Origin of the sequence: Rhizobium sp. WYCCWR10014, assembly GCF_001657485.1 — a bacterium.
Classification (GTDB): domain Bacteria; phylum Pseudomonadota; class Alphaproteobacteria; order Rhizobiales; family Rhizobiaceae; genus Rhizobium.
In genome coordinates this window covers 76,412-91,620 of the sequence record NZ_LXFU01000049.1, presented here as the reverse complement: position 1 = coordinate 91,620, position 15,209 = coordinate 76,412, and the positions used below count along the sequence as shown (strand labels likewise).

Annotated in this window: 17 protein-coding genes; 11 read left to right on the top strand and 6 right to left on the bottom strand. The window is 60.3% G+C overall.

All coding sequences use genetic code 11. From position 1 onward, the window contains the following. Window positions 1-11 precede the first annotated feature (11 nt). Window positions 12-257, bottom strand: coding sequence for a zinc-finger domain-containing protein (locus tag A6U98_RS28095; protein WP_003539274.1), 246 nt, complete (start codon window positions 255-257; stop codon window positions 12-14). 145 nt (window positions 258-402) lie between these two features. On the opposite strand from A6U98_RS28095, the gene A6U98_RS28090 reads away from it, so the two are divergent. From A6U98_RS28090 to clpA, 6 genes are all read left to right on the top strand, one after another. Next, entirely contained in the window at window positions 403-1,188 is a 786-nt protein-coding gene (locus A6U98_RS28090; RefSeq protein ID WP_064654322.1) for an alpha/beta hydrolase, read from the top strand. Between the two features lie 128 nt (window positions 1,189-1,316). Beyond that, complete coding sequence (gene cysE / locus A6U98_RS28085; RefSeq protein ID WP_003539276.1) at window positions 1,317-2,150, top strand: serine O-acetyltransferase; 834 nt, start codon at window positions 1,317-1,319, stop codon at window positions 2,148-2,150. Between the two features lie 140 nt (window positions 2,151-2,290). After that, window positions 2,291-2,494, top strand: a complete 204-nt coding sequence (locus A6U98_RS28080) for a DUF3126 family protein (RefSeq protein WP_003539277.1) — start codon at window positions 2,291-2,293, stop codon at window positions 2,492-2,494. Between the two features lie 272 nt (window positions 2,495-2,766). After that, window positions 2,767-3,138, top strand: coding sequence for a phasin family protein (locus A6U98_RS28075; RefSeq protein WP_064654237.1), 372 nt, complete (start codon window positions 2,767-2,769; stop codon window positions 3,136-3,138). A 276-nt stretch (window positions 3,139-3,414) separates the two neighbouring features. Then, a complete protein-coding gene (clpS, locus tag A6U98_RS28070) occupies window positions 3,415-3,765 on the top strand; it encodes an ATP-dependent Clp protease adapter ClpS (protein ID WP_017988219.1) in 351 nt (116 codons plus the stop codon). Between the two features lie 10 nt (window positions 3,766-3,775). After that, window positions 3,776-6,268, top strand: a complete 2,493-nt coding sequence (clpA, locus tag A6U98_RS28065) for an ATP-dependent Clp protease ATP-binding subunit ClpA (protein WP_018241881.1) — start codon at window positions 3,776-3,778, stop codon at window positions 6,266-6,268. 73 nt (window positions 6,269-6,341) lie between these two features. On the opposite strand, the gene A6U98_RS28060 is transcribed toward clpA, so the two are convergent. The 5 genes from A6U98_RS28060 to A6U98_RS28040 form a co-directional block, all read right to left on the bottom strand. Further along, a complete protein-coding gene (locus A6U98_RS28060) occupies window positions 6,342-6,632 on the bottom strand; it encodes a Dabb family protein (RefSeq protein ID WP_064654236.1) in 291 nt (96 codons plus the stop codon). 57 nt (window positions 6,633-6,689) lie between these two features. Next, window positions 6,690-7,121 carry an HIT family protein gene (locus A6U98_RS28055; protein WP_064654235.1) on the bottom strand — a complete coding sequence of 144 codons (432 nt, stop codon included), beginning with the start codon at window positions 7,119-7,121 and terminating at the stop codon, window positions 6,690-6,692. Window positions 7,122-7,171: 50 nt separating this feature from the next. Continuing rightward, entirely contained in the window at window positions 7,172-8,362 is a 1,191-nt protein-coding gene (locus tag A6U98_RS28050; RefSeq protein ID WP_064654234.1) for a GNAT family N-acetyltransferase, read from the bottom strand. Window positions 8,363-8,440: 78 nt separating this feature from the next. Then, entirely contained in the window at window positions 8,441-9,160 is a 720-nt protein-coding gene (locus tag A6U98_RS28045; protein WP_064654233.1) for a glycerophosphodiester phosphodiesterase, read from the bottom strand. Further along, window positions 9,157-9,627 (bottom strand): RidA family protein, encoded by a 471-nt coding sequence (locus tag A6U98_RS28040; RefSeq protein WP_064654232.1) that lies wholly within the window; start codon window positions 9,625-9,627, stop codon window positions 9,157-9,159. Before A6U98_RS28040 ends, A6U98_RS28045 begins: the two co-directional genes overlap by 4 nt. A 136-nt stretch (window positions 9,628-9,763) precedes the next feature. On the opposite strand from A6U98_RS28040, the gene A6U98_RS28035 reads away from it, so the two are divergent. The 5 genes from A6U98_RS28035 to A6U98_RS28015 all read left to right on the top strand — a co-directional run bounded on the left by A6U98_RS28035 (window position 9,764) and on the right by A6U98_RS28015 (window position 15,182). Further along, entirely contained in the window at window positions 9,764-10,600 is an 837-nt protein-coding gene (locus tag A6U98_RS28035; protein ID WP_064654231.1) for a cell envelope integrity EipB family protein, read from the top strand. Window positions 10,601-10,791: 191 nt separating this feature from the next. Beyond that, on the top strand, window positions 10,792-11,868 hold the full coding sequence (locus A6U98_RS28030; RefSeq protein WP_064654230.1) for a toxic anion resistance protein: 1,077 nt from the start codon (window positions 10,792-10,794) through the stop codon (window positions 11,866-11,868). 14 nt (window positions 11,869-11,882) lie between these two features. Beyond that, the gene (locus A6U98_RS28025) at window positions 11,883-13,451 is read left to right on the top strand and encodes a substrate-binding domain-containing protein (protein WP_064654321.1); all 1,569 of its coding nucleotides are present in this window, start codon (window positions 11,883-11,885) and stop codon (window positions 13,449-13,451) included. Between the two features lie 7 nt (window positions 13,452-13,458). Further along, window positions 13,459-14,076, top strand: coding sequence for a 5-bromo-4-chloroindolyl phosphate hydrolysis family protein (locus A6U98_RS28020; protein WP_064654229.1), 618 nt, complete (start codon window positions 13,459-13,461; stop codon window positions 14,074-14,076). Beyond that, complete coding sequence (locus A6U98_RS28015) at window positions 14,076-15,182, top strand: substrate-binding domain-containing protein (RefSeq protein ID WP_064654228.1); 1,107 nt, start codon at window positions 14,076-14,078, stop codon at window positions 15,180-15,182. The genes A6U98_RS28020 and A6U98_RS28015 overlap by 1 nt, the downstream gene beginning before the upstream one ends. Window positions 15,183-15,209: the final 27 nt, after the last annotated feature.

Genomic DNA, 15,209 nt, shown 5'->3' with positions numbered 1-15,209 from the left:
ATCTGGACTGACTACGCCGCCTTCACGTGGAAAACGCAACCGGCCGGATTGGTCTGGCTGGGCTTGAGCGCGGAATTGAAACGATAGAGCGTCGAGCAGTAGGAACATACCTTCTCGTTGTCGTCGCCCATGTCGATGAAGATATGCGGATGATCGAAGGGAGCCGAAGCGCCGGTGCACATGAATTCCTTGACGCCGACTTCGATAACGCGGTGACCGCCGTCGTTCTGGAAGTGGGGAATGTTGTGGCCGGCCATGTCGCTCTCCGAATGCTTTGAAATGTGCGCGAACCTTATAAGCCTTCGCCGCAAATGTGTAGAGCCAAACCGCCTCACCGGACACAGTTTTTGGCTTCACGATGAAAGGCCGCTCGACTATGGTCGCGCCAAAAAGGAAGGCCCGATGAACTTGAATACGCCCACATTTTCGAGCTTCACCCATGACGGACTGCAGCTCGCCTTCTTCGATGAGGGCGATCCGGCCGGTGTGCCCGTGTTGTTGATCCACGGCTTTGCCTCGACCGCAAACGTCAACTGGGTGCATCCGGGCTGGCTGAAGACGCTTGGTGATGCCGGCTACCGGGTGATCGCCATGGACAATCGCGGCCACGGCGCAAGCGACAAGCCGCACGATTCCGAAGCCTATCGTCCATGGGTCATGGCCGGCGATGCGATCGCGCTGCTCGACCATCTCGGCATCCCCGAAGCCAATGTCATGGGCTATTCGATGGGCGCGCGCATTTCCGTTTTTGCCGCACTTGCCAATCCGCATCGCGTCCGTTCACTGGTGCTCGGCGGCCTCGGCATCGGCATGACCGACGGCGTCGGCGACTGGGACCCAATCGCCGATGCGCTGCTGGCGCCCTCGCTCGACGCGGTGACGAATGCCCGCGGCCGCATGTTCCGCGCCTTCGCCGAGCAGACGAAAAGCGACCGGGTCGCTCTTGCCAATTGTATCCGCGGCTCGCGCGATCTCGTCGCCCGCTCCGATATGGCCAAGCTCGATATGCCGACGCTGATCGGCGTCGGCACCAAGGACGATATCGCCGGCTCGCCGCAGGAATTGGCGGCGCTGATGCAAAATGCCGAAGCGCTCGATATTCCGGGCCGTGATCATATGCTCGCCGTCGGCGACAGGGTTTTCAAGCACGCGGTGCTGGCCTTCTATGCAAGGGTCGCCCATCGCTGACAACATCGTGATGCCGAAAAACCATGCTAAAAAACCATGGCTACGGCACCCATTTATGTTATTGGCGTTTTCCTCTATATATTGGCATTCCGAAAACGGCATTCCTGATGGCAGCGAGGAGAGCGGCGATGGTCGCAAAGACTGACATTCGTGCTTTTGACACCGGCCATCCGCTGAAGGTGATGGATCCCATTTGGGACAGCCTGCGCGAGGAAGCCCGGCTCGCAGCCGAACGGGACCCGGTTCTCGCCGCCTTCCTCTACTCGACCGTGATCAACTACCATTCGCTCGAGGAATGCGTCATCCACCGCATCTGCGAACGTCTCGATCACCCCGACATGCAGGCGAACCTGCTTCGCCAGACCTTCGAGGAAATGCTCCTCGACTGGCCGGACTGGAGCTCCATCCTGCGCGTCGATATCCAGGCGATCTATGACCGCGATCCCGCCTGCCTGCGCTTCATGGAGGCGGTGCTTTATTTCAAGGGCTTCCATGCGCTGCAGACGCATCGTCTCGCCCATTGGCTGCTGAACCGCGGCCGGCGTGATTTTGCGCTTTATCTGCAGAGCCGCTCCTCCAGCGTCTTCCAGACCGACATCAATCCGGCCGCCCGTATCGGCAAGGGCATCTTCCTCGACCACGCCACCGGCCTCGTCGTCGGCGAGACGGCCGTCATCGGCGACAACGTCTCGATCCTGCACGGCGTCACACTTGGCGGCACCGGCAAGGAGGGCGCCGACCGCCATCCGAAGATCGGCTCCGGCGTCATGATCGGCGCCGGTGCCAAGATCCTCGGCAATATCGAGATCGGCTATTGCTCACGCGTCGCCGCCGGCTCCGTCGTATTGAAGGCGGTGCCGCCCAAAAAGACAGTCGCGGGTGTGCCGGCCAAGGTCGTCGGTGAGGCAGGTTGTTCCGAGCCGTCGCGCAACATGGACCAGGTGATCGGCGCCGATATCTGAGCGCCCATTGGAAACAAGGATAGGAAAAGTCGGCGGGATCCGAGCGGGGAGAGCCATGAGCAAACGGCAACCTTGCCTTTACACCGCTGCATTTCCTGTGCAAGAAGCGGCCAATCAAGACCGCTTACGGAGATGAAAGAGTGAAGCCAGAAGAAATCAAGAAGCTCGACGCCTATTTCAAGCGCATGTTCAATCCGCAGATGATCGTCAAGGCGCGTCCCCGCAAGGATGATTCTGCGGAAGTCTATCTCGGCGAAGAATTTCTGGGCGTCGTCTATATCGATGACGAGGACGGCGACCGCTCCTACAACTTTTCGATGGCGATCCTCGACGTCGATCTCTGATCGCGTTCTAAAGCTTCAAAAGGACCGAACGGCGCGATCCGTTCGGTCTTTTTTCGTTTTTTCGATTCGGAACGAGAATTTATTCAAAACTTCCGGTTGCGGCATTCTGATATATTTTAGCAAAATCAGTTAAAGACGTACGTGCCCGGCGCGCGGGCTTTGTTATATTATTGTAATGCAACCACCGGATGTTTTGCAGCGCACAAGACTACTTGACTATTTGTGCATTGCAGCTACCCTGCCGCCACCAACAGCCCAACGGAGGATGGCTCATGTTCAACATTGAAGACGCCAACAAGAAGAGCAAGGAAGCCGTCGACACGGCCCTGAAAACCTATTCGGATACGACCAAGGGCTTTCAGGCGATCGCCGCTGAAGCCACTGAATATTCGAAGAAATCCTTTCAGGACGCGGTGACGCATTTCGAAACGCTGGCCGGCGTCAAGAGCTTCGAGGCCGCTTTCGAGCTGCAGACGAACTACATCAAGGCATATTTTGAAGGCTTTGTCTCCGAGACGACCAAGCTCAGTGAGATGTATGCCGATCTCGCCAAATCAGCCTACAAGCCCTATGAAGCGCCGATCGCGGCTGCCGTCGTCAAGACCGCCAAGTCGGTGTCGGCGACGACGCCTGCTGCGGCATGAGCTGATTTCAAAAGCGCAACCTGCGCTACATATTGAAAAATGAGGACCGGCTACGCATCTGTAGCCGGTCTTTTTGTTTCCACTTTCGCTGCAGCGCCCGCATGGGATCGACCGGGGACTTTTTTGGTCTTTCCCGTGCATGCCGGGCATTTCTTGATTGCAGTGTCTGACAGGGGGCTTAAAATCAGCCTATTATGAACTAAGTTAGTGTTTCAGATATTCGGCGGGAAAAGCACCCTCCCATGCTCCGCCGGATTGCTTGAGGAATGAATGACAATGATCGCAAAGCCGATCCGGATGCAGAACGACAGCGAAAGGAACGGGGACAACGCAAATCGAACCTCGGTCATCACGCGCACCAAGCCGAAGACCAAGAAGCCCAATCTTTATCGTGTGCTGCTTTTGAATGACGACTACACTCCCATGGAATTCGTCATCCATATTCTGGAGCGTTTTTTTCAGAAGGATCGTGAAAGTGCCACCCGCATCATGCTCCATGTCCATAACCACGGCGTCGGCGAATGCGGAATATTCACATACGAGGTAGCGGAAACGAAGGTCAGCCAGGTGATGGACTTCGCCCGGCAGCACCAGCATCCGCTGCAATGCGTCATGGAAAAGAAGTGAGGATCTGAACGTGCCAACATTTTCGCCTAGTTTAGAGAAGGCGCTCCATCAGGCACTGACCTTTGCCAACGAGCGGCACCACGAATATGCGACGCTCGAGCATCTGCTGCTCGCCCTGATCGACGATGCCGATGCGGCCGCGGTCATGGGTGCCTGCAATGTCGATCTCGACGCGTTGCGCAAGACGCTCGTCGAATATGTCGATAACGAACTTTCCAACCTGATCACCGGGTATGACGAGGATTCGAAGCCGACTTCCGGCTTCCAGCGCGTCATCCAGCGTGCCGTCATCCACGTACAATCGTCCGGCCGTGAAGAGGTGACCGGCGCCAACGTGCTCGTCGCGATCTTCGCCGAGCGCGAAAGCCACGCCGCCTATTTCCTGCAGGAGCAGGAGATGACCCGCTACGATGCCGTCAACTACATCTCCCACGGCATCGGCAAGCGCCCGGGCGTTTCGGAAGCACGTCCCCCGCGCGGCGCCGAAGACGAAGCCGAAAGCAGCAAGCCGACGGCGCGCGGCGGCGAGGAAGAGGGCGGCCCCAAGAAGCAGCAGGATGCGCTCAAGGCCTATTGCGTCAATCTCAATGAGAAGGCCAAGGGCGGTAAGATCGATCCGCTGATCGGCCGTCACGCCGAGGTCAGCCGCACGATCCAGATCCTGTGCCGCCGTTCGAAGAACAATCCGCTCTATGTCGGTGATCCCGGCGTCGGCAAGACGGCGATCGCCGAAGGCCTTGCCAAGCGCATCGTCGAAGGCAAGGTTCCCGAAGCGCTCGCCGATGCGACGATCTTCTCGCTCGACATGGGCACGCTGCTCGCCGGCACGCGCTACCGTGGCGATTTCGAGGAGCGCCTGAAGCAGGTCGTCAAGGAACTGGAAGAATATCCGGGCGCCGTGCTCTTCATCGACGAGATCCACACGGTGATCGGCGCCGGTGCCACCTCGGGCGGCGCGATGGATGCATCGAACCTCCTGAAGCCGGCCCTGTCATCGGGCGCGATTCGCTGCATCGGTTCGACCACCTACAAGGAATACCGCCAGTTCTTCGAGAAGGACCGGGCGCTGGTCCGTCGTTTCCAGAAGATCGACGTCAGCGAGCCGTCGATCGATGATGCGATCGAGATCATGAAGGGCCTGAAGCCGTATTTCGAAGAGTATCACCACCTGCGTTATTCGAACGATGCCATCAAGTCGGCCGTCGAATTGTCGGCCCGCTACATCTCCGACCGCAAGCTGCCCGACAAGGCGATCGACGTGATCGACGAAACGGGTGCGGCCCAGATGCTGCTGCCGCCGTCGAAGCGCCGCAAGCTGATCACCGAAAAGGAGATCGAGGCGACGGTCGCAACGATGGCGCGCATTCCGCCGAAGACCGTCTCCAAGGACGACGAAGCCGTGCTCGCCAATCTCGAGCAGGAACTGCGTTCGGTGGTCTACGGCCAGGATATCGCGATCGAAGCCCTTTCGACCTCGATCAAGCTGGCGCGCGCCGGCCTTCGCGAGCCGAACAAGCCGATCGGCGCCTATGTCTTCTCCGGTCCGACCGGCGTCGGCAAGACCGAGGTGGCAAAGCAGCTGGCCTCGTCGCTCGGCGTCGAACTGCTGCGCTTCGATATGTCGGAATATATGGAGCGGCACACGGTTTCGCGTCTGCTCGGCGCACCTCCCGGCTATGTCGGCTTCGACCAGGGCGGTCTTCTGACTGATGGTGTCGACCAGCACCCGCATTGCGTGGTTCTGCTAGACGAAATCGAGAAGGCCCATCCCGACATTTACAATATCCTCTTGCAGGTCATGGATCACGGCACGCTGACCGACCATAACGGCAAGAAGATCGACTTCCGCAACGTCATCCTGATCATGACGACCAATGCGGGTGCGTCGGAAATGGCCAAGGCGGCGATTGGCTTCGGCTCGTCCAAGCGCACCGGTGAGGACGAAGAGGCACTGACTCGTCTCTTCACGCCGGAGTTCCGCAACCGTCTCGACGCGATCATTCCTTTCGCGGCGCTGCCGACGGCCGTCATCCACAAGGTCGTGCAGAAGTTCATCATGCAGCTGGAGGCCCAGCTTTCCGAGAGGAACGTCACCTTCGACCTGCATGAGGATGCGATCGCCTGGCTGGCGGAAAAGGGTTACGACGAGAAGATGGGCGCCCGCCCGCTTGCTCGCGTCATTCAGGATACGATCAAGAAGCCGCTCGCCAACGAAATCCTCTTCGGCAAGCTGAAGAAGGGCGGCGTCGTCAACGTCACCGTCGGCCCGAAGGAAGACGGCAAACCCGGCATCGTGCTCGAAGCCATTTCGGAAACTGCGCCGATCAAGCCGAAGCCCGAAGCCGAGGTCGTGCATCCCGAAGGCGATGATGGGGATGACGGCGAGCTGAAGACCAAGGCGGCCCGCAAGACTCGCGCCAAAGCGGTGCCGCAGGCCGAGCCCGAGGTCCGCGACGCCCCGAAGAAGGGAAGCGCGGTTCCGAAGGTTCCACGCAAGAAGTAAGATACCGTCACCGAACTGGAAAAGGCCGCGTTCTCAGCGGCCTTTTTCGTTTCCGGATCTGCATGCGCCCTTTTCAGAGCCTGGTGTAGTCGATCTCGAGAAAGTCGGCGACCTCGGGCACCCAGCGGTCGCGCACGAAGGCTACATGCAGTGGATGGACGTTATAGACGTCATAGCCAGCCTGATCGTCGAACTCCATCGAGAAGCCGAAGGTGAAGTCGTTCTTTGGACTCGTCTGCCGTAGCTGCTCGAAATTTCGCACGCTCGGAATGTTGGCAAGCACCAGCGCGTCGGCGAGAAATGACTTTTCTTCAGCCGAGCCGGATGGGTGCTTGAGGCGGAATGCGACCGAGTGGCGGATCATGATTTTGTTCCAAATGATTGTCTGGATTGAATTCCCTGAAATCGACAGGTGTTGACCCTACGCCAGCGCTGCCCTGATCTTTTCGGCATTGGCGGCGAGCACGGCACCATCCTCCATCTTGCCGGAATGTGGCTTCAGCGCCGCGCCCTCATGACGGGGAATGACGTGAAAATGCAGATGGAACACGGTTTGCCCGGCGGCCGGCTCGTTGAACTGGGCGATGAACACGCCATCGGCGTCGAAGACATCCTTCACCGCATTGGCGATCTTCTGGACAACGGTAATTGCGTGGGTGAGGGTGGCTGGATCGGCATCGAGAATATTGCGCGACGCCGCCTTCGGAAGGACAAGCACATGGCCCGGCGCCTGCGGCATCACGTCCATGAAGGCAATGGTATGCTCGTCCTCGTAGACCCGGTGCGAGGGGATTTCGCCACGGAGGATCTTGGCGAAGATGTTGCTGTCGTCGTAAGCGGCCGGGTTGGTCATCGCGAAATCTCCTCGTTTCAGGTTGGGGTAACGCGGCTGGCAGGGCGGCGTCAATCCTCCTGCAGACGCTCGCCCTTGCGGAAAGGACTGTGCTCGGTCAACAGCTCGCTCATCTGTTCGACATCGGCGCGCTCGCGCGCGAGATAGTCGCCGATCGCCCGGCGAAGGCCGGCATGCGCGACATAATGGGCGGAATGCGTCGTCACCGGCAGGTAACCGCGGGCAAGCTTGTGTTCGCCCTGCGCTCCGGCCTCGACCCGTTTCAACCCTTTCGAAAGGGCGAAGTCGATCGCCTGGTGATAGCAGACCTCGAAATGCAGGAAGGGATGATCCTCGATGCAGCCCCAGTGACGGCCGTAGAGCGTATCGCCACCGATGAAATTGATCGCGCCGGCGATATAGCGCCCGTCGCGCCTGGCCATGACGAGCAGGATATCGTCTGCCATGCGTTCGCCGATCAGCGAATAGAACTTACGGGTGAGGTAGGGCCGGCCCCATTTGCGCCCGCCGGTATCCATGTAAAACTTGAAGAACTGGTCCCAGATGCGTTCCGTCAGGTCGCGGCCGGTCAGCCAGTCGATGCTGATACCGTGTTCGAGTGCGGCGCGGCGCTCCTTGCGCAACGCCTTGCGTTTGCGCGAGGCAAGCGTTCCGAGGAATTCCTCGTGATTGGCATAGCCGTCATTGATGAAATGGAACTGCTGGTCGGTGCGGTGCAGATAGCCGTCCATCTCGAAGACGCCGATCTCTTCGTCCGGCACGAAGGTGATATGGGCCGAAGAGATGCCGAGCCGGCGCACCACCTCCTTCAGGCTTTCGGCGATCGCGCTCTGGATCGGCAGCCGCTGCCGCCCCACGGCGACAAGAAGCCGCGGGCCTGTCGCCGGGGTGAACGGGATCGAGCACTGAAGTTTGGGATAATAACGCCCGCCGGCCCGTTCGAAGGCGTCGGCCCAGCCATGGTCGAAGACATATTCGCCCTGGCTGTGGTTCTTGAGATAGCCGGGCAGGGCGCCGATCAGTTCGCCGCGATCGGTCTCGAGCAGCATATGGTGGCCGAGCCATCCGGTCTCTGCGTCGGCCGAGCCGGATTCCTCCAGCGACGAAAGAAAAGCGTGTGAAACGAAAGGGTTGTAGGCAATCGTAGCGCAGGTCTTCGACGCTCCGGAAAGCTTGGCCCAGCTCTCCGGGGAAATCGCGGTGAAGGAGCGTTCGACGCGAATGGATAGTTCGTCAGTCATGGGACAAATGCGAAGCCTGTGGGAGGATGGTTTCGGCTCTGTCTCAGTCTGCGCATGATCTTGGCCAAAAAGCGAGCGTCAAGCAGCCACACGCGGATCGAAGCCTTCGAAGGTCATCTGGTCTGCATTGGCGAATGTGCGTCGGCGCGCCTCTTCGTCACGCACCGTCCAGGTGATGACGGGAATGCCCTTTCCGCGTTCGCCGGTGATGAAGGGATTCGGCAGGTCGTCATAATAATAGGAGATGAAATCGAGACCGATCTCCATCGCCTTCGCATGCGTCTTGAACGCCTCCGGCGTGTTGCCGTCGGCCGTCAGCCCGAGCGGGTAGGGTGAGCCAAGCGCCTTCAGATCGCGCAGCAGCCAGTGGTCAAAACTCATCAACGCCACCTTGCCCTCATAGCCTTCGAGCACCTCGAGCACGGCCTCAGCGAAACCTTCGTCATCGGCCTCCCGCCCCTTTAGCTCTAGCACCAGCGGCACCTTGCCCTTGACGAGATCGAGGAGCTGGCGCAGCGTCGGCACCTTGTCGCTGGTGCCGCCGATGGCGATCAGTCCGAGTTCCCGGGAGGTGCGCTCGCGGATGTCTCCATGGAGGTTGCACAGGCGCTGCAGGTCCTCGTCGTGAAAGATGACCGGTACGCCGTCGGAGGCGTAGTGCAGGTCGCATTCGATCGCAAACCCCGCTTCGACGGCGCGCGAGAAGGCGGAAAGTGTGTTTTCCCAGACATGCGTGTTGAGATCGTGATAGCCGCGATGGGCGACCGGCACGCCCCTGATCCAGGCAACATTGGTCATTCTGCGATTTCCATGATAGCGTCTATCTCGACGGCGGCATTCAGCGGCAGGGCCGCCATGCCGACAGCGGCACGCGCATGTTTGCCGGCTTCGCCAAGCACGCCGGCAATCAGGTTTGAAGCGCCGTTGATGACGAGATGCTGCTCGACGAAGTCGGGCGCCGAGGCGATGAAGCCGTTCAGCTTGATGACACGCCGGATGCGGCCGAGATCGCCACCAAGTGCCGCCTTCGCCTGGGCAAGGATGTTGATGGCGCAGAGTTCGGCGCCGCGCTGGCCCATTGCAACGTCGACGGTTTTGCCGAGATGGCCCGAGACAGTGACCTTGCCGCCTTCGAGCGGCAGCTGGCCGGAAATGTAGAGAAGATTGCCGCTGATCACATAGGGAACGTAATTTGCAGCAGGTGCTGCGGCTTCGGGCAGGGTTATCCCCATCTCAATCAGGCGCGCTGCAATTTCATCGGACATTTTCGTCTCCGCTTTTGTTGTCAATTCTTCAAAAATTATGCATCAAGACTAGAATCTTTAATATGACAGTTTCGAGCCTCGATTTGGCCGAAAGCGTTCTTATAACATCGCGACCGAGTCCAACAGGAGTTAATGAATGTTCCGATCGAGTCTTGTCGCTCTGCTTCTCGCCAGCGTTTCCGCCAATGCATGGGCGGCTGCGCCCGCGGTTAGCGCTGCGATCGCGACCGGCCTCGTCGCACATCGCGCGGTCTACGATCTGGAACTGAAGGACGCCTCGGACCGCTCCGGCATCGCCGGCATGTATGGTCGCATGGTCTATGAGTTCGACGGCAGCTATTGCCAGGGCTTCACCACCAATTTCCGCTTCGTGACGCAGATCGACACCGGCGACAGCGTGCGTGTCAGCGACCAGCAGACCAAGACCTTCGAGAACCTGAAGGACGGCAAGTTCACCTTCGACACCAAATCCTTCACCGACGAGCAGCTCGATAAAGAGGTCAACGGTGCGGCGCAGGATCAGCCTGATGGCGTCAAGGTCGATCTCAAGCAGCCGGCGAACCGCGAACTGCAGCTTGCTGAAAGCCGTTTTCCCACGGAACATATGCTCGATGTGATCCAACACGCCAAGGACGGCAAGCGCTTCTTCGAAGCGCGCGTCTTCGACGGTTCTGATGACGGCGACAAGTCGCTGGCGACGACGACGATCGTCGGCAAGCAGGAAACGCCGATCGCCGAGGAAGCCGATGCCGGCAACGCCGGCGCCTTCTCCAAGACCGCCTTCTGGCCGGTGACGATCGCCTATTTCAACGAGAGTGCGAAAGCGGATGCTTTGCCGGTCTACCGCATGTCCTTCAAGCTCTACGAGAACGGCATTACCCGCGATCTGACGATGGATTACGGCGATTTCGTCCTGACCGGCAAGCTCGCCAAGCTGGAGCTGCTCGACCGCAAGGCCGAGGTTTGCAAGTAGGCGACGAGATCTCGCCTGTCATAAAACTGTATCATAAAATTCACTATGGTTCGGCGATCAGCGATGACTGAGTCGCCGCCTGTCGTGCTGCTTTTCGGGTCGGTGCGATCCGGGCGGCCAAGCCATTGCGATGACGTCTATTTGCTAGACTGCGTAGACCATTACGCATCGCAAGCTTGAAAGCCCCAACCATGGCCGACACCGATCTCGCGACTGTTCAGAATGCCGCCCTGCCGGTTGTCGTCGCCGATCCGGCGGAAATTGCCCGCATTTCCGATAGCATCAATATCACCGACCGTGCCGGCATCTCGGTCTATGGCGACCGCGCGCAGCAGGCGGTCAGCGATTATGCCGACAGGATCCTGCGCGAAGTCCGCAACAAGGACCTCGGCGATGTCGGCCGCCTGCTGACCGACATCATCCTCAAATCGAAAAGCCTCGATCCGGCGTCGTTGAAAGATAAGGGTTTCCTCAGCCGCATGTTTCTCTCGGCCAAGGCCCGGCTTGAACGCTTCAAGGCGGAGTTCGAGTACGTGGCCGGCCAGATCGACCGGATCGGCCTGGAGCTCGACCGTCACAAGGATACGCTGAGGCGCGACATTGCGCTGCTCGACGACCTGCATGAAGAAACCAGGCAATCGATCATGCGGCTCGAGGCCTATGTCCAGGCCGGCAAGACTTTCGCCGAGCGTTTTCGCAGCGTCGATCTGCCGAGGCTGAAGGCGCAAGCCGAGGCGGCGGCGACCGGCCCCGGCGGCGGCATGCTGGAGGCGCAGACCTATCAGGACAGCCTGCAGGCGCTCGACCGTCTGGAGAAGCGGGTCTTCTACCTGCAGCAGGCCCGCCAGCTCGGTATCCAGCAATTGCCGCAGATCCGCATCGTTCAGGCGGGCGACGAAACGCTGATCGAGAACCTCCAGGCGACTTCGGCGCTGACGGTGCCGGCCTGGAAGCAGAAGATGGTGATCCTGCTCGGCCTGACGCGGCAGAAATCGGCGCTCGACCTGCAGAAGGCGGTGACCGACGCCACCAACGACATGATCCGCCAGGCGTCCGAGATGATGAAGGACCAGGCGATATCAATCGAGCAGCAATCGCAGCGCGGCATCGTCGATATCGACACGCTCGCCAAGGCGAACAGGGATCTGATCGATACGATATCCGGCGTGCTGCAGGTTCAGGAGGAGGGCCGGCGCAAGCGGGCGCTCGCCGAGCAGCAGATGGAGCAGATGACGATCGAACTCAAGAAGGCGATGACACAGGCGTGATCGGCAAGATGACGATGCGAGCACTGCTTTCAGGCTTGGCACTTCTTGCCGCTCTGCCCCTTGCCGGCTGCAATCCCTTCGGTCAGGGGCCGGATTTCTCGATCGTATCGGGATCGGAGAACACCGTTCTACAGCCGATCGTCGAGGAATTCTGCAAGCAGAAGAACGCCACCTGCATCTTCAAATATGAAGGCACGCTCGATATCGGTCTGGCGCTGCAGAGCGACCAGGGCGTCGTGCAGGATGCGGTTTGGCCGGCCTCCAGCGTCTGGGTCGACATGTTCGACACCAAGCGCCGCGTCAAGAGCCTGACCTCGATCGCTCAGACGCCGGTGGTCTTGGGCGTACGCAGGTCGAAGGCGCAGCAGCTCGGCTGGATCGGCAAGGATGTCTTCATGAAAGACATTCTCGCTGCCGTCGAGAGCGGATCGTTGAAGTTCCTGATGACCTCGGCGACACAATCCAATTCGGGCGCCAGCGCCTATCTTGCCATGCTGTCGAGCGCGCTCGGCAACAAGCCGGTGATCGAACCCGGCGATCTCGACGACAGACACGTCCAGGAGAGCGTCCGGTCGCTGCTTTCAGGTGTCGTGCGCTCTTCCGGCTCCTCCGGCTGGCTTGCCGATCTCTATGTCGAATCCGCCGGCAAGGGCACGGTCTATGACGCGATGTGGAATTACGAGGCGGTGCTGAAGGAAACCAACGACAAGCTCGCGGCCCTGTCGCAGGAACCGCTTTACGCGATCTATCCGGCTGATGGTGTGGCCATGGCGGATTCGCCGATCGGTTTCGTCGATCATGGCCGCGGGCCAGAAGTCCAGACCTTCTTCAACGATCTACTCGCCTATCTGAGTTCGGCCCCGGTGCAGCGGCGTATCGCCGATACCGGCCGGCGCATTCCGCTGACCGGCGTTGCCGCAAAACCGGACCCAAGCTGGAATTTCGATCCCTCCAGGCTGGTGACGGCGATCCGCATGCCGGAGGCGGGCGTCATCCGCCAGGCGCTCAACCTTTATCAGGCCGCGCTGCGCAAACCGTCGCTGACCGCGCTCTGCCTCGATTTTTCCGGCTCGATGCAAGGTGACGGCGAGGACCAACTGCAGAAGGCGATGCGTTTCCTGTTGACACCAGACGAGGCGAGCAAGGTGCTGGTCCAATGGTCGCCCGCCGATCAGATCATCGTCATTCCCTTCGACGGCAGCGTGCGCAACACCTTCATGGCGAGTGGAAACCCGTTGGAGCAGGAAGGGCTGCTGAACGAGATTTCCCTGCAGAAGGCCGATGGCGGCACCAACATGTATGCCTGCGCCGAACAGGCTCTGCAGCAGATTGCCCGAACCGAAAGGCTCTCGACGTATCTGCCTGCCATCGTCATCATGACCGATGGCAAGTCCGATGATCAAAGCCAGGCCTTCACCCGAGAATGGAACGCGATGGAGCCGCATGTGCCGATCTTCGGCATCACATTCGGCGATGCCGACAAGACCCAGCTCGACAGCCTTGCCAAGCTGACCTCGGCGCGCGTGTTCGACGGCGGCTCGGATCTCGCCACCGCCTTCCGCACCGCGCGAGGCTACAATTAGGACAGGCATGCGCAACTGGCTCGGCAATGACGGCAACTGGATCGTGGCGGGACTGGCGGCGGCAATCACCGTGCCGCTCCTGAGCTTTGCCGCCGGCATGCCCTTTTGGATCGCCACCATCATCGCCCTTCTGGTCTTTGCCGGCCTCGTCATTCTGCTCGCGCCGCGCCGGCTGTTCGAAGGCCTCGATATCAAGAGCATCGGCAGCGGGCGCGTCGCCTTTGCCCGCGACCTGCTGGAGGCCGCCGTGCCCTTTGCACAGAGGCTGGAGACCGCCGCCGACACGATAAGCGATCGTCAGATGGCAACCGCAGTCCGGCATCTCGCCGAAATCGCCGCCGATGTCTTTCGCAGGGTCGAGGCCAAGCCCGAAAGCGCCAATGCCGTGCGGCGGTTCCTCTCCTATTATCTGCCGCGTGCCGCCGAGGTGGCGGAAGGTTTTGCTGTGATCGAGGCCAAGCGTATTCCCGACCCCAAGCAGTTGGAGGAAGTGCGCGGCGTGCTGGTCAAGCTCGAAGAGGCTTTCGTCCATTATGCCGACAGCCTGGTCGATGAGGCGCTCGGCACGCTCGACACCGATCTGCGCCTCATCCAGGCATCGCTCAAAGAGGATATCGGACGCTGATGGCCCTTTCTCGTCGCGCCTTTGGAGTGGGACTGCTCGGAGCCGGCGTCGTCGGCACCGGCGGTTATTTCGCTGTCCGGGATCGGCCGGAATTGCAGGGCCTGCTCGGCAGCCGTACGACGCTGTTCGGCTTCGTCGGCGGCGAGAAGGAGGCCTTCCTGGCCGACCCCGACGTCGTCAGGGCGCTCGGCGGATATGGATTGACGGTGGACAGCCGCGTCGCCGGCTCCGTTGAGATGGTTCGCGAACAGGCGCTGTTGTCGCAGCATCCGCAATTCCTCTGGCCGTCCTCCTCGATCATGGTCGATATCGCCAGGCAGAACGGCATTTCTATTCGCAACGACCGCGTCGTGCTGAACACGCCGATCGTCGTCTATTCCTGGCAGCCCGTCGTCGATGGACTGATGAAAGCGGGATTGGTGACGGTGACGAACGAAGGCCATCATCAGCTCGACCTCAAGGCGCTGCTTGATGCGATCCTAGCCGGATCCGACTGGTCGAAGCTCGGCGTCAATTCGCTCTATGGCCGCGCGCGCATCGTCTCGACCGATCCCAACCGCTCCAATTCCGGCTTCATGTTCGCAGGCCTGGTGCTCAGCCTGTTCAGCGGCAATGTCGCGACTTCAGGCGATCTCGCTGCGTTTGGCGGCAAGGTGCAGGCGATCTTCCGCAACATGGGCTTCAAGTCGCCATCCTCAGGCAAACTTTTCGACCAGTATCTCGCAGGCGGCCTCGGCGGCGAGCCGATGATCGTCGGTTATGAGAACCAGTTGGTCGAATGGATCCTCGCCGATCCCGCGCGCTGGGAGCGCATCAAGACGGGCGCCGGCGCAAAGCCGGTGGTGCTCTATCCGCGCCCGACCGTCTATTCGGCGCATCCGCTGATCGTCGTCGAGGAGAATGCCAACCGGCTGATCGAAGCGCTGGTGAGCCCGAAGCTCCAGGAACTTGCCTGGACGAGACACGGCTTCCGCGGTCCGTTGGGGACCGCCACCGGCAACGCCGACAGCGCGATCGGCACCCTGCTGCCGGCTGAGGTCGATGCCATCCTGCCGATGCCGGATGCAGGCGTCATGCTGTCGCTGCTGCCGACGCTGGCAAGCTGAGCCGCCAGGTTTTTTCGGTATAAGCCT